This window comes from Bradyrhizobium sp. SYSU BS000235 (assembly GCF_049747295.1).
Classification (GTDB): Bacteria; Pseudomonadota; Alphaproteobacteria; order Rhizobiales; family Xanthobacteraceae; genus Afipia.
The window spans coordinates 920,932-939,777 of the sequence record NZ_JBMHJM010000001.1; the positions used below are offsets into that span (position 1 = coordinate 920,932).

Annotated in this window: 16 protein-coding genes and 1 other RNA gene; 9 read left to right on the forward strand and 8 right to left on the reverse strand. The window is 60.1% G+C overall.

The features are described from left to right. Window positions 1-56 precede the first annotated feature (56 nt). The 4 genes from ACP0KA_RS04275 to ACP0KA_RS04290 all read right to left on the reverse strand — a co-directional run bounded on the left by ACP0KA_RS04275 (window position 57) and on the right by ACP0KA_RS04290 (window position 3,298). The gene (locus ACP0KA_RS04275; protein ID WP_424627598.1) at window positions 57-1,571 is read right to left on the reverse strand and encodes a tripartite tricarboxylate transporter permease; all 1,515 of its coding nucleotides are present in this window, start codon (window positions 1,569-1,571) and stop codon (window positions 57-59) included. A 10-nt stretch (window positions 1,572-1,581) separates the two neighbouring features. Further along, a complete protein-coding gene (locus ACP0KA_RS04280; protein ID WP_424627599.1) occupies window positions 1,582-2,082 on the reverse strand; it encodes a tripartite tricarboxylate transporter TctB family protein in 501 nt (166 codons plus the stop codon). 83 nt (window positions 2,083-2,165) lie between these two features. Next, the gene (locus ACP0KA_RS04285; RefSeq protein ID WP_424627600.1) at window positions 2,166-2,699 is read right to left on the reverse strand and encodes a chromate transporter; all 534 of its coding nucleotides are present in this window, start codon (window positions 2,697-2,699) and stop codon (window positions 2,166-2,168) included. After that, window positions 2,696-3,298: a chromate transporter gene (locus ACP0KA_RS04290; protein WP_424627601.1), complete on the reverse strand. Its 603-nt coding sequence runs from the start codon at window positions 3,296-3,298 to the stop codon at window positions 2,696-2,698. Before ACP0KA_RS04290 ends, ACP0KA_RS04285 begins: the two co-directional genes overlap by 4 nt. Before the next feature lie 104 nt (window positions 3,299-3,402). On the opposite strand from ACP0KA_RS04290, the gene ssrA reads away from it, so the two are divergent. From ssrA to ACP0KA_RS04315, 5 genes are all read left to right on the forward strand, one after another. Further along, window positions 3,403-3,769, forward strand: a transfer-messenger RNA (tmRNA) gene (gene ssrA, locus ACP0KA_RS04295). A gap of 151 nt (window positions 3,770-3,920) precedes the next feature. Continuing rightward, window positions 3,921-4,427, forward strand: coding sequence for an SspB family protein (locus tag ACP0KA_RS04300; RefSeq protein ID WP_424627602.1), 507 nt, complete (start codon window positions 3,921-3,923; stop codon window positions 4,425-4,427). A gap of 353 nt (window positions 4,428-4,780) precedes the next feature. Next, the gene (gene fumC / locus ACP0KA_RS04305; protein ID WP_424627603.1) at window positions 4,781-6,184 is read left to right on the forward strand and encodes a class II fumarate hydratase; all 1,404 of its coding nucleotides are present in this window, start codon (window positions 4,781-4,783) and stop codon (window positions 6,182-6,184) included. Between the two features lie 233 nt (window positions 6,185-6,417). Continuing rightward, complete coding sequence (locus ACP0KA_RS04310) at window positions 6,418-6,606, forward strand: DUF4169 family protein (RefSeq protein WP_424627604.1); 189 nt, start codon at window positions 6,418-6,420, stop codon at window positions 6,604-6,606. After that, entirely contained in the window at window positions 6,603-6,878 is a 276-nt protein-coding gene (locus ACP0KA_RS04315) for a ribbon-helix-helix domain-containing protein (RefSeq protein WP_424627605.1), read from the forward strand. The genes ACP0KA_RS04310 and ACP0KA_RS04315 overlap by 4 nt, the downstream gene beginning before the upstream one ends. A gap of 86 nt (window positions 6,879-6,964) precedes the next feature. Here the strand turns inward: ACP0KA_RS04315 and ACP0KA_RS04320 are convergent, their stop codons facing one another. Beyond that, window positions 6,965-10,606 (reverse strand): AsmA family protein, encoded by a 3,642-nt coding sequence (locus ACP0KA_RS04320; RefSeq protein ID WP_424627606.1) that lies wholly within the window; start codon window positions 10,604-10,606, stop codon window positions 6,965-6,967. A gap of 198 nt (window positions 10,607-10,804) precedes the next feature. Between ACP0KA_RS04320 and ACP0KA_RS04325 the strand changes: the two genes are divergently transcribed. Further along, window positions 10,805-11,665 carry a class I SAM-dependent methyltransferase gene (locus ACP0KA_RS04325; protein WP_424627607.1) on the forward strand — a complete coding sequence of 287 codons (861 nt, stop codon included), beginning with the start codon at window positions 10,805-10,807 and terminating at the stop codon, window positions 11,663-11,665. Window positions 11,666-11,689: 24 nt separating this feature from the next. On the opposite strand, the gene ACP0KA_RS04330 is transcribed toward ACP0KA_RS04325, so the two are convergent. Together ACP0KA_RS04330 and ACP0KA_RS04335 are read right to left on the reverse strand one after the other, a co-directional pair. Next, window positions 11,690-12,517, reverse strand: coding sequence for a 2-keto-4-pentenoate hydratase (locus ACP0KA_RS04330; RefSeq protein WP_424627608.1), 828 nt, complete (start codon window positions 12,515-12,517; stop codon window positions 11,690-11,692). Continuing rightward, window positions 12,514-13,923, reverse strand: a complete 1,410-nt coding sequence (locus ACP0KA_RS04335; protein ID WP_424627609.1) for an FAD-binding oxidoreductase — start codon at window positions 13,921-13,923, stop codon at window positions 12,514-12,516. The genes ACP0KA_RS04330 and ACP0KA_RS04335 overlap by 4 nt, the downstream gene beginning before the upstream one ends. A 97-nt stretch (window positions 13,924-14,020) precedes the next feature. Between ACP0KA_RS04335 and ACP0KA_RS04340 the strand changes: the two genes are divergently transcribed. Next, window positions 14,021-14,539: a thioesterase family protein gene (locus tag ACP0KA_RS04340; protein WP_424627610.1), complete on the forward strand. Its 519-nt coding sequence runs from the start codon at window positions 14,021-14,023 to the stop codon at window positions 14,537-14,539. A gap of 12 nt (window positions 14,540-14,551) precedes the next feature. Here the strand turns inward: ACP0KA_RS04340 and ACP0KA_RS04345 are convergent, their stop codons facing one another. After that, window positions 14,552-14,725 carry a DUF1328 domain-containing protein gene (locus tag ACP0KA_RS04345; protein ID WP_424627611.1) on the reverse strand — a complete coding sequence of 58 codons (174 nt, stop codon included), beginning with the start codon at window positions 14,723-14,725 and terminating at the stop codon, window positions 14,552-14,554. Between the two features lie 552 nt (window positions 14,726-15,277). Between ACP0KA_RS04345 and ACP0KA_RS04350 the strand changes: the two genes are divergently transcribed. Beyond that, window positions 15,278-17,818 (forward strand): ATP-dependent helicase, encoded by a 2,541-nt coding sequence (locus ACP0KA_RS04350; protein WP_424627612.1) that lies wholly within the window; start codon window positions 15,278-15,280, stop codon window positions 17,816-17,818. Between the two features lie 85 nt (window positions 17,819-17,903). Then, window positions 17,904-18,824 (forward strand): ATP-binding cassette domain-containing protein, encoded by a 921-nt coding sequence (locus ACP0KA_RS04355; protein WP_424627613.1) that lies wholly within the window; start codon window positions 17,904-17,906, stop codon window positions 18,822-18,824. The last annotated feature ends 22 nt before the right edge of the window (window positions 18,825-18,846 follow it).

Here is an 18,846-nt window from a genome sequence, read left to right on the forward strand (position 1 = left end):
GGCAGAGGAGTCTATTCGACTTGGGGCTGAAGGGCGCGGCGCAACGCCGCACCCCTTTAGCTCTCGGATTCGACGAAGACCTCGTCGCGTTTTTTGCGCAGTGCGGGAAGCAGTGCCAGCACGAGGAGGAACGCGGCAATGCCGAGCAGGCTTGCCGACAACGGACGAGTCAAGAACACCGTCCAGTCGCCGCGCGAGATCAAAAGCGCACGCCGGAGATTTTCTTCCATCAGCGGTCCGAGCACCATGCCGAGCAACAGCGGCGCAGGTTCGAAGTCGTGCTTCACCAACCAGTAGCCAACGAGGCCAAATGCAGCGGCCATAATGACATCGGCCGGAGCGTTGTTGACCGAGTAGATACCGATTGAGCAGAACACCACGATCGAGGGGAACAGCAAACGATACGGCACCCGCAGCAGACGTACCCAGATTCCGACTAGCGGCAGGTTGATGACCAGCAGCATCAGGTTGCCGATCCACATCGAAGCGATCATGCCCCAGACCAGATCTGGCTGCTTCTGCATGACCTGTGGCCCCGGCACGATGCCATGAATGGTCATAGCGCCAACCATTAGCGCCATCACGGCGTTAGGCGGAATGCCAAGCGTCAGGAGCGGAATGAATGAGGTCTGCGCCGCGGCATTGTTGGCGCTTTCCGGCGCGGCGACACCTTCGATGGCTCCGCGGCCGAATCTTTGCGGATACTTGGAAATCTTCTTCTCGAAGGTATAGGCGGCAAAGGATGAGATGACCGCACCGCCACCTGGCAGAATGCCGAGGATCGATCCCAACAGCGTTCCGCGCAGGATCGCGGGTGCTGCATCCTTCATATCCTTCTTGGTTGGCATCAGACCGGAAATCTTCTGCTGGACCAGATCGCGATCCATCGCAGCGCCCGGATCAAGATTGCGAATGATTTCCGCAAAACCGAACACGCCCATTGCGACCGTCGCGAATCCCAGACCGTCAGCGAGTTCTGGAATGTTAAACGACATGCGCGATGCACCGGTTTCGATGTCCGATCCGACCATCGACAACAACACACCAAACACAATCATTGCGATGGCCTTGAGCACCGAGCCCTTGGCCAGCACGACGGCAAAGATCAGACCAAGGATCATCAGCGAGAAATACTCTGCCGGACCGAAAGCCAGCGCGAGCTTGGTCAACGGTGCGCCCAGGATCGCAATCAGCACGGTCGCGACGCAGCCGGCAAAGAACGACCCGATGGCCGCGATCGCAAGCGCAGGACCAGCACGTCCCTGCTTGGCCATCTGGAAGCCGTCCAGCGCAGTAACAACCGATCCCGCTTCACCGGGGATGTTGACCAAGATGGACGTCGTGGAGCCACCATATTGGGCGCCGTAGTAGATGCCGGCGAGCATGATCAGCGCGCCGACCGGCGGCAATCCGAATGTGATCGGCAACAGCATAGCGACGGTCGCGATCGTGCCGATGCCAGGCAGCACGCCGACGAGCGTACCGACAAGCGCGCCGATCAGACAGAGGCCCAGGTTGACGGGTGATAATGCGACGGCGAAACCGTGAGCAAGATTTGCAAAAATATCCATCGTCTCGGCCTCACCGCATCAGCGCGCGGGGCAGCAGCTCCAGCGGCAGCCCAAGTGCATAAGGAAACAGGAGAGCACAGCCGGCAGTCAGCAATGCTCCGACGATGACGGTTTCTTTCAGCTTCGTTTCATCTGAACCGAGCGAGGCGATAACGAAGGCCAGAAAAGCAGTGATGATCAGTCCGCAAGGACGAATGGCGAACGCGAAGAACAGGATCGCCGCTGTCACAAAGGCCGGGCCGCGGATCCCGTAGCGCTGCAGCGGCGCCCCTTCAGAAAAAAAGCCGGTGACTGTAATGCCTACACCCAGAATGGCCAGCAGCACGCCGAACATGCGTGGCGCTGTGCCTGGCCCAAACGAAAAGCCTCGCATCCCGGCCAGATCGCTCGATGCCCACAGAGCGAACAGAGCGACGGCCACCAAAACCAGGCCGCCATAGAAATCCTGTGGCCCTTTGATGAAACCGCGTTGTGTAGACGGATTGGTTGCGCTGCTAGGCGCTTCACTCATCGACGTATCCCCCAATTTCGGACTTCGTCCGTTCTACTTTTTGGACCGGGGTTACCCCGATACTCTTTGCTTAGCGATTTTCCTTAAACGATACCAGCAAAACCAAGCAAGCCTCCAGCAATCAACATCCAGACCGGGTTGAGGCGGGTGGTGAGGGCCAGAACGGCGGCCGAGATCGTAATGGCTGCTGCAGCCCATGTCCTATCCGACGTAAGTGTAAGAACGAAACCGCTGGCGCACATCAAACCGATGGAAATCGGAACAAGTGCAGCTTGAAAAATTGCAGGCCAGGCGGCATGGCTGGAGCGCCGGAGCAGGTTGCTGACGAAATAGGCACACATCGCGGATGGACCGCACATGGCGAATGTAGCGACCAGTGCCCCCGCAACACCCGCCACATGGAAGCCGATGAGCGTTACAATCAGCACGTTCGGCCCCGGTGACAATTGCGCAATTGCGAACATGTCGGCGAATTGCGAATCCGACATCCAATGCTGGGCCTCTACCGCGACGCGATGCATTTCGGGAATGGTTGAATTCGCCCCGCCGATCGCAAGCAGCGACATCAACCCGAACGTCCAGGCAATGGTCAGCAGGGTGCCGGCTGGAGAATTCATGTCGCCACCCGCCGCCGCACGAGGAACGTGACAAAGATGCTGACCGGAATCGCAATCAGAAGCACGGGTACCAGCGGCAATCGCAGAATGCCGATAGCGACGAAAACCGCAGCGAGCTGAACGAGCATGACGGGGTCACGCTTTTTCAGGAGCGGCACCATCATGCGGCCGGTGACGGCCAAAAACAGCCCGATAGCTGCGCATGACACCCCCATCAATGTCCGTTGCAGCGCCGGAATCTGCCCGTATCGCGCGTAAATTGCCGCCAGAACCGTGACGATGATCACCGGCGGGCCAATGAGGCCAAGGAAGGCTGCGATGCTGCCGGGAATGCCGCGAAAGCGCCCGCCGAACACCACGGAAAAGTTGACGATGTTGGGTCCCGGCAGGAAATGGCACAAGGCGAACGCCTCGTTGAACTCCTCCGGCGTCATCCAGCGATGTTGATCGACGATGGCCCGGCGCGCCCACACCAGGACCCCGCCAAAGCCGGCCAACGACATCTTGGCAAACGCAAAAAACAGCTCAAGCAATCCTGGCTGTTGAGAGGTCTGCGCGTCAGATGGCGGAGAGGCGACCGGCAAGGAATCTGAAGACATGCCCCGATTTAAAATGACCGAGGCTGCAGGCCAACCGATATATGCGGCCCTACCGACATGCGCTGTGCGCAACCTTCCCCAGGCGGCGCTCGGACCCCAAAACGGACCTTTTTTCGTAAAGCTTTGCCCCCTATATTGGGGGTGCCGGTTCGCCGGCTATGGAAATAAATGACCGTCGTAATAAACCATTCGGACCCGGGGGCAGCACCCGGCGCCTCCACCAAAACCCGAACCTTCCTTGCTGATTTCGGCGGGTTTCGGCGGGGGCGAAACAGGATCGACGAGGGCGTAAAGGGCGAGTTTTTTCTCGGTATGGTTCCGCCGTTATCGGGCTATGCAATAGTTGCAAACGACAACTATGCTCCGGTTGCTCAGGCTGCGTAACGCAGTTTGAAAGACCACTTTAAAGTCCTAGCGGGTTAAGCTCCGCTAGGCGGGGTTCGGAGGCACCTGGCAACAGAAGCCTCCACTCAATTTTGCCCTCAATTGCGCGAAATTTCTGCAGTCTGCACGCGTGTGCCTGCTGACCGTACGGTTTCCGCAGGATACGATGCGGAACGTGAGGTCGAGTCGGATCGTTGAGTCGGCACCACCCTAAAGTTCCAGTTCGACAGGATTACTCATGGCCACGGACCACATTCGTTATGACGTTTTGGCGCGAGATGCGCTCCGTGGCGTGCTGCGGCAGGTGCTGAAGGATGCGGCCGAACACGGCCTGCCAGGGGAACATCATTTCTACATCACCTTCCTGTCCACAGCAGAAGGCGTGAAAATCTCGCCCCGTCTGCTGTCGCAGTATCCGCAGGAAATGACGATCATCCTGCAACATCAGTTTTGGGATCTGGTGGTGACCGACGACCGCTTCGAAGTCGGCCTGTCATTCAATGGCATCCCTGAGCGTCTGGTGGTCCCGTTCAGCTCAATCAAGAGCTTCTTTGACCCGTCAGTGCAATTCGGTCTGCAGTTCGAAGCAAACGAAGAGGCTGCCAGCGCCCCGAGCGCTGAGATCGTGCCCGCTCCTGTTGCCGAGCCCGCCAGCGCGGCTGAAACAGAGACCGCCGCCGACGAATCCCCGAAACAGGGTGAAGGCGCCGAAGTCGTGCGGTTGGACCGATTCCGCAAGAAATAACCGCCCCACTGGTCCGCTCTGGCGGGCCATCCACTTACGGCAAGGCTTTCCCGCTCTCACCCGGGACGCCTGACAAGACGCCAGCGGTCACCGATATAGGACAAGTCTGCGCCAACTCGGGTGTCATCCCGGAGGTCGCCAACGATTCGTTGGTACCGTCGAACAAGGCATCGGCGGATCTCCGGGATGTCCGCTAAGCAAGGAGCAGCGGCTTCCACTGCCAATCCTGGTGGCAGTTGTTTCGATACGTTCTAATCCCCGCTTCTCTCCGCGCGGCAGACTTGGCCGATAGATTGCGCGTGACGACTGTGAAGCCCTAAGCTTTACCTCACTGCATCGTACCGGAAAGCACCATGGCCATTTCAAAAAAACCAACGCGCACTGAAACCGACACCTTTGGACCGATCGAGGTGCCGGGAGATCGATACTGGGGTGCGCAAACTGAGCGCTCCAAGCATAACTTCAAAATCGGTGGCGAACGGATGCCGATGCCGATTATTCGCGCGCTGGCCATCGTGAAGCTTGCAGCCGCCCAGACCAATCTTGAGCTTGGCCTGCTCGACCAACGGCGCGCCCGCGCAATTATTCGTGCGGCCCGCGAAGTCATCGAAGGCAAGCTCGATGACAATTTCCCGCTGGTGGTGTGGCAGACCGGTTCTGGCACACAGACCAACATGAATCTCAACGAAGTGATCGGCAATCGCGCCAGCGAATTGCTCGGTGGCGAACCCGGGACGAAGAAGCCGGTTCATCCCAACGATCATGTCAACATGAGCCAGTCTTCGAACGATTCGTTTCCAACGGCGATGCATATCGCTGCCGCCGAGCGCATCACGAACGATCTGATCCCGGCTTTGACCGTGCTCCTTAAAGCGCTGCGTCAGAAGGAAAAAGCCTTCGGAAAAATCGTCAAGATCGGCCGTACGCACACACAGGACGCGACGCCGCTGACGCTGGGACAGGAATTCTCCGGCTATGCATCTCAGGTTGAAAGCGGCATCGCGCGGCTGCGCGTTGCGACGAAGGATCTTTACCCGCTCGCACAAGGCGGAACGGCGGTGGGGACCGGTCTCAATTCGAAGCCGCGCTTTGCCAAACTGTTCGCAAAGCACGTGCGAACCATCACCAAGCTGCCGTTCGCCAGCGCTCCGAATAAGTTCGAAGCGCTGGCCTCCAACGACGCCTATGTGTTCGTTCACGGTGCGATCAACTCGATTGCCACCGGCCTGTTCAAGATCGCCAACGATATCCGCTTGCTCGGCTCAGGACCGCGCTCGGGATTGGGCGAACTGATTTTGCCCGAGAATGAACCCGGTTCATCGATCATGCCCGGCAAGGTCAATCCCACCCAGTGCGAAGCGATGACCATGGTGTGTTGCCAAATCTTCGGCAACCATACGACGATCACGGTTGCAGGAAGCCAGGGGCATTTCGAACTGAATGTCTACAAGCCGGTTCTGGCGCAGTGCATGCTGCAATCAATCCAGCTAATGGCGGATGTGGCTCGCTCGTTTACAGAACATTGCGTTGTCGGCATCCGCGCGGATGAAAAGCGCATCCATGACTTGATGGAACGTTCGCTGATGCTGGTGACAGCGCTGGCGCCCAAGATCGGGTACGACAACGCCGCCAAGGTTGCGAAGACCGCACACGCACGGGGCACGACGCTCAAAGAGGAAGCCCTGCGGCTCGGCTTGGTGTCGGCGGTGGAATTCGACAAACTGGTTCAGCCGGACAAGATGACGCACCCCGGCTAACCCATTCAGCTGTATGCCATGGGCACTGTCATGTCGTCGCACCTGCCAAATAGTTAGCCCGATTGGCTACCTGCATGCCGTAACGCATGCTAAATCACAGGAACGTCTCGCGAGCTTACGGCTCGCGACGAAGGAACGGTTCCTATGAGACTCGAACAAGTCGAGACAAATTATCAATTTGCGTACGCCGACAGGCCGCGCATTGCATCCGTTTGAAAGATGATGGGGGCATCGTGGGCGATTTGGTCAATTTGAACCGATTTAAGAAGCGAGTTGCGCGCGAGGGGTCGGCAAAGGAAGCCGAAGCCAATCGTGCACTTTTTGGCCGCACCAAAGGCGAACGTCAACGCGATGAGCTGCAGAAGCAGCAGGCAACGAAATTGCTGGATCAACATCGCATCGACGACGGGAGCTCCACATGAAATCACCAGTCGTCAAACGCTCGATTGTCGTCGCCGGTCACAAGACCAGCGTCAGCCTCGAAGAAGCTTTCTGGAACGGCATGAAGGAAATTGCTTCGGTGAAGCACCTGACCTTGTCGGAGCTGGTCGGCGAGATCGATGGCGGGCGGCAGCAAGGAAACCTGTCGTCGGCTATTCGCCTGTTCGTTCTCGACTACTTCCGGTCGCGCGCCATGCCGCCGATTCAGAGCACCGGCAGCAGCGCTTCGCATTTGGAAGAAACCCGTCAGTAAGTTTCCGCGGAACCGCGAAATCCAGTGCCCGCCGCGAAGTGCGGCAGCGCTCGTACTTTCCTCGAGTCTTCCTCGAAAAAAACCGCTCAGAATGTGCCGGAGCTCGGCGGTGTCAGCACCAATGGCGGCGCTGGACGCGGCCTGGGTGGCGGCGGTGCACGGACAGCCCCCGGTGCAGGACGCACCGTGATGGGCGGCGGCAGTGGCTGAACGTTCGAATTCGCAACCGATGGGTCGGGTTTCGAGACTTGCGGATTAGCTGCAGGCGGCACACTGACGCGAGGTGGCGCAGGTTTAGCGGCCGCAGGAAGCTTCCTGCGAGGATCGCGATGCGGAATCCGCACATCCGACTGCGGGAGCGGCTCTGCAGCCGGCTCCTCCCATAGATCGTCGGACTCTGGCGGCGGAGCGGTCACGCCCTGCTCGAGCTGATCAAGCCGTCGCGTTTCACGATCGATCGCCCTCATCGCCAGCCATGACGACAATGCAGCGACATCGATCGAACGCGTCATGGCATCAGGTGATCCGTTGAGATCAATCCGTATCTCCGGGCGTCCCGTGATCGGCCTTGTCGGAATGGGCGACAGTACCGCACGAATATCCGCCTGATCTGCCGCGAGGTCGTAGCCCCCCGCCACCAACACACGGCCGCGCTCGCCCTCGATCGTCGTCGTCTCAACCCGCAACCGCCCGTCCCTGATCGTGAATGGGACTTGAGCGGACGCGACCGGCAGTGCTCCGGCTGACAGCACCGGATCGACAATTCTTTTCAGGCTCTCGTCATCGAACGCCTGCCCGTTGTCGCTGGCTCGAATGCCAACCTCAAACGCGCGCGGATCCAATCCTGCAATACGTGCATCCTTCAGCGTCATTGTGCCCGCGCCCGATAAAGCGCCGGACAGCCCGGCGGCACTGCGCGCCTGGCTCGCCAGCGACATGTCCAGCGACGTCTGCCCTTGCGGCATCGCGAGGCCACGATAACGCAACGCGGTCCCATCGACGTTCGTGAGTTGCAGGCGCGCATTGATCGAGGTGCCCTGAACCGTCTGACGTGCGTCGAGAGCTACGGTCGCCTCCCCGCCGCCGATGCTACCCTTGACGTTTTCGAGCACAAGCGACTTGCCGTCTCCTTTAACCGCCCCCTTCAAGGGCCGCAGCTCGCCGCTTCCTGGTAATGCCGCTCGCAGCGCTTCGAATGACAGTTTTCCACGCCAGCCGCGCAACAATCCGCGACCGAGCGGTTCGGATGGATCGTGGCCCGTTGCACCGAAGGCAAGCGCGGTCACGGAGGGCAGATCAAGCGTGTTCATGCCGATCTCGCCATCAATACCGGTCTCATCACCCCGCGTCAGAGTCAGATGCCCTCGAACGCGAGCGCCACCGATCGTGCTGTCAATGTCTTCGAGCTTAAACGTGGGTCCTGACATGCTCACACGCGACGTCAGGCTGGCATCGAGCGACGCCATGTTGGTGGGCTTGATATCGAACCACGCTCCGAGATCGGCATGGCGTATAGCGACATTCAGGGCAGCCGTAGACGGCTCCGCGAGAGGATCAGCTGTTCCTTGCAGATCGCCATCGACCCCGGCGCCGGACAGCTTCGCTTTCACGCGCAATGGCGCCCGCCACACGCCGGCAACTGACGACTCGAATTTCGCCGGCCCGTCCTGTGCAGCAAGCACACCATCCAGTCCGAGCAATTTCAGCATCGATGTTGTCTGATTCGACGCGAGCGTAGTCTCGACGTTGAATTCCGTTCGCTCCAGCGACGCGGTGTCGAACGACTGCACCGCGGTGCGGGGCGGGGTCGCCGCCAACGTCATGGCGCCCTTGATCTGCGGAGAGTCGATATCCAGCACGGCACGCGCGTTCATGCGGTCGTTGCGGTCGGATGCCTTGTCGAGGCTCGCCGACAATTTCAACCGCGCGGGCTCTGGTGTTTTCGCGAGCGCATTAAGCCGATCCGCTACAGCAGAAGAAAATGGGGCGATGAAGCCACTGATACGATCGAGCGACGGCACGGTGGCTGCGAACGACAGTTTTCCGGTATTTCCACCTCGATCGAATGAACCGCTGCCGCTGATGGCCATGTTGTCCGCCCGGCCGATGTCCAGGCGTTCGATGGAAGCCACCTTCGGTCCATAGGACAGGCGCGCGATCACCGGGCTGACGTCCTCGCCGCCGAGTTTCGCGCGCGCGATCTCGACAGAGAGTTTCGCCTCGGACGGCCACTCAAATTGCGGACCGGCGGCCGAATTCAAAAGCGCTTTCATATCGTCGAGATCGGCAGACGGAGATTTCACCTCCGCATCAAGCCGGGCTCCCTGGAATGCAACGCGCCCCTCCAATGGGCTGCCGTCGATATCGGCTTTCATTGCACTGATGCTGAGCTGATCTTTTCCGACGGACAGATTGCCGGATATCCCGACCGGCAACTCGCTGCGATAAGAGACAAAGCTGCGCCCCTGCAGCCAGTCCGCCAAAGTCTTCGCAGTACCTGTCCGAAGATCGAAGGGGCCGGAAAAGCCGGCATTTTCTCCCAGCGGCTTGATCGCTCCGCTGAGCGATAACCGGGTGCTGCCTGTCGACTGCAACTCGAGCTTATCGACAACCCAGGCATCCGGCCCGCCCTGAAGACTGGCAGCAAAGTTCTGGATCGAGCGCCCACCAAGAGCGATCTGCTCTGCGCTCAGCTCGATGTGGGTGGCAATCGGTAGTGGCGGCAATGCCGTTAGCAACGAGCGCGTCGCCGGGAGCAATCGCAGCGGCTCGCTATTCGCAGCATCCTTCGCCAGCAGACGGTCTGCATCAAGCTGCCGCGCAGACAGGGTCAGCCGCAACTGCGGCGATGTGCCAAAGCCAAGATCACCGCCACCGGTCAGCCGCAGCGCGCTTTCCTCAGGCCCAATCACAGCTTCGATCTGATCGAATGTCGCAGACGATGGATTGGCTTTAAGCCGCGACGAAATCTTCCACGGCAATGTGCTGTTCGATTTTGCATCCGCCGGCCGCGTGAGCGTCAATGCCCCCTCGAACTTCGGCACTTGCGCATCGAAGGTCAGCACGCCGTCGAGGTCCCCCGACACCGCTCGCGCGGTGTGATCCGCGGAAAAGCGCACGCGGGTGCCCTTGCCGTCGTTGGTCTGGCCGGACGAGACGCGGAACGGCATGCGCGTGCCTTGCAGGGTAAATGCCCCCTCGCCGCGAACCACGCCGGCCAGGGCGCGGACATCCCCATTGAAAATAAGATCATCAATATGAAACGTGGTGCCGCTTGCAGCATCATTCAGGGACATCCGTCCCGTCAGGTTCAGCCGGTCGATCGTCAGCGACCCGAGACTGAATTTACCGATCGATGCGGGCCATTCGAAGCGTCCTTCCCGATCGAGGCCGAGGTCCAGTGCAAACCCGTTGAGCGACAATTCGCTCGCGCGCCAGTCACCGCGCATGAGCGAACTCAGGCTGAATTCGACATCGAGCTTATCGGCATGGACCTTGCCGGCATCGCCGTCACCGCCGACCGTGACCGATTGCAACCGTAACGTTGGTGTCGGCAGCAGCCGCGCGTCAAGCGTGCCATCCACGCGCACGGGTGCCCCCATGACGCGCGAGGCTTCGGCCTCGAACTGCGGGCGAAATTGGTTCCAGTCGATAAAAAACGGACCGATCAGCGCTGCGACCAGGGCAACGATGAGAGCAATTGCCAGTCCGAGCAGTGTCGTCTGCAAAACCTTCCCTCGGAAACACCGTTGCCGATGTGACCGCGGCAACAGCGTTACATTAGAGCCAAGTGCGGCGAAGTCACAGCGGCGTTTCGCAGCGCCCACCGGGAATTCGGTTCGTCACCGGCTCATACCTTGACGGAGGGGCCGTTTCGAATACAGAATTTCACTTTTCCGATCTACACCCCTCGAAGGAGAGGCGTCATGTCGGCGCAAGACTCGCGATCACTTGAGAGAACGGGTGCATCGCCCGATGCGATTATTTCCCATTATGACATGGGGGAGGAATTCTTTCGGCTCGTTCTCGACGCCGATTTAAGCTATTCCTGCGCGATGTTCGAGGCTGATGAAGACCTCGCGACCGCACAAACCCGGAAACTCGACCATCATATCGGCGCGGCCGGCGCCGCCGGGACCGCCCGTGTGCTGGACATCGGGTGCGGGTGGGGCGCCATGCTTCGGCGACTGGTTCATCACGCGCGCGTGGAACAGGCGGTCGGGCTGACGCTCAGTCCATCGCAGGCGCGATGGATTCGGCAAGCCGGCGATCCGAAAATTACCGTCCTTGAACAGGACTGGCGCGATCATCGGCCGGAGAAACGATACGACGCCATTATTTCGATCGGCGCGTTCGAGCACTTCGTACAGAAGGGTCTCGATCCGGCGCGAAAGCTCGACGCCTACCGAGGATTTTTCGCCTATTGCGATCGCATCCTGGCGACGGGAGGAAAGCTGTCGCTCCAAACCATCGCCTATTCCGAGCACCACAAAGTTCACCCTCTGCTGGAGAAGACCTTTCCCGAGAGTGACCTGCCGTTGGTGTGGGAACCGATCGCCGCGGCCGAGGGCCGTTTCCAGCTCATGGCCATGCGCAACGACGGCGATCACTATTACCGGACGTTGCAGTTCTGGGAACAAAACCTCTTGAAGAACTATGACAAGGCTGTCGCCCTTGTCGGCCAGTCCGCCACCGATGAATTCCGCCGCTACCTGCAGCTGTCGGCTGCAGGTTTCAGGATCGGGATGGCGAGCCTGCTTCGGATCAGCTTCGTGAAAAAATACTAGGCGTTGACGAAGAATCCGCCGATCTCAACCGAAGCGAATGCTGATCCCTTCCAGCGGGATGCCCGATAGCGCCGTGGTCCAAACCTCACCCGCCTCGACCGGCATGGCGCTGGTCAGGGTTCCTGTGGTGACGATTTCTCCGGCTGCAAGCTGCGGATTGATCTCATCATCGGCCAGCAGCTTAACGAGATGCCGCAGTGCGGACAGCGGCCCGTCCAACACATCGCGCGCATGACCACGCTCGACGACATCCCCGCAAGTGAGTGTGGCGTCGAAATTCGTCAATAACGGTTGCCACCGGTCGGCTTCGCCGGAGATCGCGTGCCGCTCACCGATGAGCAGTGCACCGTGTAGTCCGAACGCCGCGACGGTGTCAGGCGGTGCAAACTTCCAATCAGGAAAGATCGACTGCACAATCTCGTAGCCGCTAGCGACCCAGCCGATACAGGAAAGGAGTTCGCGCTCATCCATTCGCGCATCCGGCGTAGCCGACATCCCGAACACGATTTCCGGCTCGATACGCGGCTGTGCAAGATCGGCAAGCGAGAAATTGCCGGACACATCACTCAGATCGTGGACCGTGCGATCGTAGACGTAGCCCCAGATCGGGGCATAGACGTTGTATTGCGGCCAAATCTTGCGGTTGGTGAAGCCGATTTTGCGCCCCAACGCTGTCTCGCCGCGGGCCTCACGCATCTGCCGGACAAGGGGCGTCACGCGATATGCATCATCGAGACCGAACGTCGCATGACGCGACGAGAACGGCGCGATCAACCGCCCTTGATCCAACGCGGACAACGCTTCGGCGGCAACATTCCGTACATCGATCACGGAATCCACACGCGTTGTCATGGCAGGATCTTGCCCGGATTGAGAATGTTGTTCGGATCGAACGCCGCCTTTAGCGCGCGCATGGCTGCGACGGCTTCCGGTCCGAGCTCCGATTCCAGATATTTCTGCTTGCCCTGCCCGATGCCGTGCTCGCCGGTGCAGGTGCCGCCCATGGCTTGCGCGCGCTCCACCAGGCGATGCAAGAATTCATCGGCACGCCGGACTTCATCGGGATCGTTGACGTCACACAGCATCGAGCAATGGAAATTACCGTCGCCGACGTGACCGACGATCGGGGACAGCAGCCCCACGGTCTCCAGATCCTTTTCCGTTTCGACGACGCATTCAGCGAGGCGGGAAATCGGCACACAAACATCGGTTGCCACCGCCTGTGCGCCGGGCCGCAATCCCCGCACAGCCCAATAGGCATCGTGCCGCGCCTGCCAGAGCCGGTTGCGATCTTCCTGCCGGGTGGTCCATTCGAATGCACCACCGCCGCATTCCCGGGCGATCTCGCCGAACATCTGTGACTGCTCGGCGACGTCGGCCTCAGTGCCGTGGAATTCGAGGAGGAGCAGCGGCGTCTCCGGCAGTGACAGCTTCGAATAGGCGTTGCAGGCTTTCACCTGAGCCGCGTTCAGCAACTCGATCCGCGCCAGAGGAATGCCGGTCTGGATCGCGAGGATGGTGGCATTGCAGGCACCTTGTACCGTCGTAAACGAACAAGAGCCGGCCGCGATCGATTGCGGAATGCCGCGCAGCCGCATGGTCAGCTCGGAAATGATGCCGAGCGTGCCTTCCGCACCGACGAACAGATGCGTGAGATCGTAGCCGGCCGAGGACTTCTTGGCACGCGTGCCGGTCGTGATGACTTCACCGTCGGCGCGCACCACCTTCAACGCCAGCACATTGTCACGCATGGTGCCGTAACGCACCGCGTTGGTGCCCGACGCCCGGGTCGACGCCATGCCGCCGAGCGATGCATCCGCACCGGGGTCGATCGGGAAGAAGAGACCCTGGTCGCGCAGATGTTCATTGAGTGCCTTGCGGGTCACGCCCGGCTCAATGACGCAGTCGAGATCGTCCGGATGCACTTCGAGAATGCGGTTCATCTCCCGCAGATCGATGCAGACGCCCCCGGCCGGCGCATTGACCTGCCCTTCCAGCGACGTCCCCGTGCCGAAAGGAATCACTGGCACGCGCCGCTCGGCACAGATCCGCACCACGTCCTGAATGTCCGCGGTACTACGGGCCATCACCACCGCATCCGGTGGCTGTGGCGGCAGCCAGGTCGTGGTGTGAGCGTGCTGGTCGCGAACAGCTTGCGACGTGATCAAATTGTTGCCGAACCGCGCAGCCAGCGCCTCAATCGCGCTTGAAACTGCAGAAGGTGCCGGACGTGTCAGGGCTGTGTTGGAAAAGGCCACAAGTTGCTCGCTTTATTCGGAAATGCCGATGTGGCGCGAACCGTGGCAAAGGATGTACAGCGGGTCAAGAGAGACGCGACACGAACCGGGAATTGGGATGACGACCACGCTTCCTACCAAGAATGCGCCGGAGCACCTGCCGGCACCGTTCCTGACCACGGTGATGCAGGTCGAGCCGCAATGGATCGACTACAACGGCCATCTCAACATGGCGTACTACAATGTGCTGTTCGATCGTGGCATCGACCAGATGTGGCTCGAGCTCGGCATCGGCCCCGACTACATGAAGGAGCGCAATGCCTCGACATTCACCGCCGAAGCCCACGTGCGGTATTTGCGCGAAATCCACCTGGGCGATCCCGTTCTAGTCGCGGTTTACATTCTCGAAGCCGACGAGAAGCGTATCCACACGTTTGAAGAATTACGCCATGCGACCGATGGCTGGATCTCCGCCACGTCGGAAAACATCACCCTTCATGTGGACATGAACATACGAAAAACGGCGCCGTTTCCGCCTGACATTGCCGCGCGCATCCGCGCAGTTCAGCAGGCTCACGGCGCCGTTCCTCGTCCCGAAGGCATTGGCCGCCGCATCACCATGCCGGCCAAAAAGTAGCGCGAACGAACGTCAGACTCCGCCCTTCCGGCGTGACAGTCCCACGACCGCGGAGATCAGGAACAGGACGATCGCGACGAAGAACACGATCTTGGCGATTTCGATGGATGCACCCGCGATGCCGCCGAAGCCCAGAAGGCCCGCGATCAGCGCGATGACCAAGAATGTGACGACCCAACTTAACATGACACGCTCCTGCGTTTCGCCTGATATCTGAGAGCGCGATCACGCGCTCCGCATGCAAAACCAATCCGCGGTCGGAACGAAAGTTCCACCGTCGACGGCCCTCCAGCCGGCGAGAAAATCCGTCGTGAGGGGGAACAAACCCGCCGTTGTGGCCGTGCCGGAGGGCCGATCCAGCCTAAGGCCACCAAGTCTGTCGGAACGGCCTGATCATGCCTATATTCCCTGCGATCTTCTGAGAGAGCCTCTTTCCGATCAGTGCGTGGTCCGTCAAGGTGAGTGGCTCAACCGAGATCATGCGTCTAATCAGTGACTTAGAGCGCAATTGACCGCAAACCGGTTTCCATTTTTGCCGATGCGCCTAGTGTCCCGTCTCCGAATAACCGGAACAGTTGCCGCGCGCTCGCACGGTTATTCGGAGACGAAGGACACTAGTAAAATCAAAACGCTAGTGTGGCTTTGTCTCGCAATTGCCGATACGAGACGAGCCGCAAGAGCTATCGGCAATTGCGAGACGCCACACTAGGGTGCCATCGTGGGCATGAAACGAATCGCATGACCGAGCCAAACAAACTGCCGCCTTATGATCTGCCGAGCCACCAGCCTGCCCCTGGCGGCATCGCCGCCCGTGCGCGTGCGGCAGCCGCTCCGCAATATCTGACGGCGCTCAATCCCGAGCAGCGCGAGGCCGTGGAAACGCTCGAGGGGCCAGTTCTGGTGCTCGCCGGGGCAGGAACGGGCAAGACTCGCGTGCTGACGTCGCGCATTGCCCACATCCTGTCGACGGGCCGGGCACGGCCGGGCGATATCCTCTCCGTCACCTTCACCAACAAGGCGGCGCGGGAAATGAAGCACCGCCTCGGTCAGATGCTTGGCCAGGCCGTGGAAGGCATGCCCTGGCTCGGCACCTTCCACTCCATCGGCGGACGCATTTTGCGCTACCACGCCGAACTGGTGCAGTTGAAATCCAACTTCACCGTTCTCGACGTCGACGATCAGATCCGCCTGCTCAAGCAATTGCTGCAGGCCGAAGGCATCGACGACAAGCGATGGCCGGCGCGCATGCTTGCCGGGCTGATCGACGGTTGGAAAAACCGTGGATTGTCGCCGTCACAAGTGCCTTCGGGCGAAGCTGCTGTGTTCGGCAACGGCAAAGGCGGCAAGCTCTACACCGCCTATCAGGAACGGCTGAAGATTTTGAACGCGGCCGACTTCGGCGACCTGCTGCTGGAGAACATCCGGCTATTCCGCGAGCACCCGGACGTGCTGCGCCAGTATCAGCACCGCTTCAGATACATTCTGGTGGACGAGTATCAGGACACCAACGTCGCGCAATATCTCTGGCTGAGGTTGTTGGCGCAGGCGCCGTCACCCGCCGCGCCCCGTGCCCGCGGAATGATTGGCGTTCAACCCGCACCGGACGACGAACAGCTTGCCGATCAGCCGGACGACACCGCGTCACTCCCCGCTGAGACGGAGAACGTCCGCAGCATCCCCGCCCCTCTCGCGGCGCCCAAAAACATTTGTTGCGTGGGTGACGACGACCAGTCGATCTACGGCTGGCGTGGCGCGGAGGTCGACAACATCCTGCGCTTCGAGCATGATTTCCCCGGCGCGAAGGTCATTCGTCTGGAGCGCAACTATCGCTCGACGGGCCATATCCTTGCGGCGGCCTCCCATCTGATCGCGCACAATGAAAGCCGCCTCGGCAAGACATTGCACACTGAAGACGTGGACGGTGAGAAGGTCACCGTCACCGGCGCATGGGATTCCGAGGAGGAAGCGCGCGCCATTGGCGAGGAGATCGAACAGCTTCAGCGCAGCGGACAAAAGCTCAACGAGATCGCCATCCTTGTGCGCGCCTCATTCCAGATGCGCGAGTTCGAAGATCGTTTCGTGACGCTCGGCCTTTCCTATCGCGTGATCGGCGGCCCGCGATTCTATGAACGCGCCGAAATCCGCGACGCCCTCGCCTATCTGCGCGTCATCAACTCACCGGCCGACGATCTCGCCTTCGAGCGCATCGTCAACGTTCCGAAGCGCGGGCTTGGCGATGCCACCGTGCAATTGCTGCACGACATCGGACGCAAGCGCCGCGTTCCGTTGACCGAAGCGGCACGCATGGTCATCGAGACCGACGAATTGAAGCCAAAGGCACGCGGCAGCCTGCGGGATGTGATCACCAATTTCGACCGATGGCGCGTACAGCGCGATATCGTCTCGCATACCCAACTGGCCGAGATCGTGCTGGACGAGTCCGGGTATACTGAAATGTGGCAGAAGGACCGTTCAGCCGACGCCGCGGGCCGCCTCGAGAACCTGAAAGAACTTGTCCGTTCGATGGAAGAGTTCGAAAACCTGCAGGGCTTTCTCGAGCACATTGCTCTCGTCATGGACCGCGAAGGCGGCGCGGACGAGGATGCAGTGTCCCTGATGACGCTGCACTCGGCGAAAGGCCTCGAGTTCGACAACGTCTTTCTGCCCGGCTGGGAGGAAGGCCTGTTTCCGCATCAGCGTGCGCTGGACGAACAAGGCCGTGCGGGACTTGAGGAAGAACGCCGTCTCGCCCACGTCGGCATCACCCGCGCACGTCGTCGCGCGAAACTCTATTTCGCCACCAATCGGCGCATCCACGGCTCATGGTCGACGACCATTCCGTCACGCTTCCTCGATGAACTGCCTGCGGACAATGTCGAGATCACCGAGTCCAAAGGCGGCTCCGGATGGGGCGGCAGCGGCGGCTACGGGGCATCGCGCTTCGACAACATCGAGTCGTTCGGTTCGACCTATTCGACCCCGGGCTGGCAGCGCGCGCAGGCCAATCGCTCACGCAGTGGGGGTGGCGGCTTTGACGAGACCGGCGCGCGCTATGGCTCAAGCCAGCGCGGCGGATTCAGCCGCAAGCCGATGACGATCGAAGGCGAATTGATCGCCAAGTCGACCGGCACCGAGTCGGAATTCTCCTTGGGCGACCGCGTCTTCCATCAAAAGTTCGGTTACGGCCATGTCGCCCGGATCGATGGCAACAAACTCACCATCGCGTTCGAAAAAGCCGGTGAGAAGAAGGTCGTCGACAGTTTTGTGACGAGAGCATAGGCGCCCCGCAATCGCGTTGCGCCCTTGTAACAGCACCTTCCCGCCGTTATGTGTGCAACCCGCCCTTGCATCCGATTGCCCCCGCATGTCCATCATCTCCGTTTCCAATCTGTCGAAGACCTATCCATCCGGCTTCACAGCGCTGAAGAACATCAACCTTGATATCAAGCGCGGCGAAATCTTCGCCCTGCTGGGCCCGAATGGCGCCGGCAAGACGACGCTGATCAGCGTCATCTGCGGCCTCGCCGTGCAGACCGAAGGCACGGTGACGGTCGGTGGCCATGACATCGCGAAGGACTATCGCGCCGCGCGCTCGATGATCGGCCTCGTGCCGCAGGAGCTGCATACCGACGCCTTCGAGAAAGTGAAGAATACAGCAGCCTTCAGCCGGGGACTGTTCGGCAAGCCACGGAATCCCAAGCATATCGAGAAAGTGCTCCGAGACCTCTCGCTGTGGGACAAGAAAGATAGTCCGATCATCACGCTTTCGGGCGGCATGAAGCGCCGTGTGATGATCGCCAAAGCGTTGGCCCACGAACCGCAAATTCTGTTCCTCGATGAGCCGACTGCGGGCGTTGACGTCGAATTGCGCAAGGCGATGTGGGAAGTGGTGCGCGAACTGCGCAATTCCGGTGTGACCATCATTCTGACCACGCACTACATCGAGGAAGCGGAAGAGATGGCCGACCGCATCGGCGTCATCAACAAGGGTGAGATCGTCCTGATCGAAGAAAAGACCCAGTTGATGCAGAAGCTCGGCAAGAAACAGCTCAAGCTGCACCTGTCGCAGAAACTGGACACCGTGCCGGCCTCGCTTGACCAATATCACCTTGAGCTTTCAGAGAAGAAAGACGAGCTGATTTATACCTACGACACCAAGGGCGATCGCACGGGTATTACCACGTTGCTGAACGACCTTCGTGAAGCGGGCATCTCGTTCAACGATCTGAACACGACGCAAAGTTCACTGGAAGAAATCTTCGTCAGCCTGGTGCATCGAGCATGATCCGGACAAGTAGCAACCGCTT

Bases quoted from the DNA above. Each gene is read 5' to 3' on its own strand.
- ACP0KA_RS04275 (WP_424627598.1), bottom strand. From the start codon at position 1,571: ATGGATATTTTTGCAAATCTTGCTCACGGTTTCGCCGTCGCATTATCA.
- ACP0KA_RS04280 (WP_424627599.1), bottom strand. From the start codon at position 2,082: ATGAGTGAAGCGCCTAGCAGCGCAACCAATCCGTCTACACAACGCGGT.
- ACP0KA_RS04285 (WP_424627600.1), bottom strand. From the start codon at position 2,699: ATGAATTCTCCAGCCGGCACCCTGCTGACCATTGCCTGGACGTTCGGG.
- ACP0KA_RS04290 (WP_424627601.1), bottom strand. From the start codon at position 3,298: ATGTCTTCAGATTCCTTGCCGGTCGCCTCTCCGCCATCTGACGCGCAG.
- ACP0KA_RS04300 (WP_424627602.1), top strand. From the start codon at position 3,921: ATGGCCACGGACCACATTCGTTATGACGTTTTGGCGCGAGATGCGCTC.
- fumC (WP_424627603.1), top strand. From the start codon at position 4,781: ATGGCCATTTCAAAAAAACCAACGCGCACTGAAACCGACACCTTTGGA.
- ACP0KA_RS04315 (WP_424627605.1), top strand. From the start codon at position 6,603: ATGAAATCACCAGTCGTCAAACGCTCGATTGTCGTCGCCGGTCACAAG.
- ACP0KA_RS04325 (WP_424627607.1), top strand. From the start codon at position 10,805: ATGTCGGCGCAAGACTCGCGATCACTTGAGAGAACGGGTGCATCGCCC.
- ACP0KA_RS04330 (WP_424627608.1), bottom strand. From the start codon at position 12,517: ATGACAACGCGTGTGGATTCCGTGATCGATGTACGGAATGTTGCCGCC.
- ACP0KA_RS04340 (WP_424627610.1), top strand. From the start codon at position 14,021: ATGACGACCACGCTTCCTACCAAGAATGCGCCGGAGCACCTGCCGGCA.
- ACP0KA_RS04345 (WP_424627611.1), bottom strand. From the start codon at position 14,725: ATGTTAAGTTGGGTCGTCACATTCTTGGTCATCGCGCTGATCGCGGGC.
- ACP0KA_RS04350 (WP_424627612.1), top strand. From the start codon at position 15,278: ATGACCGAGCCAAACAAACTGCCGCCTTATGATCTGCCGAGCCACCAG.
- ACP0KA_RS04355 (WP_424627613.1), top strand. From the start codon at position 17,904: ATGTCCATCATCTCCGTTTCCAATCTGTCGAAGACCTATCCATCCGGC.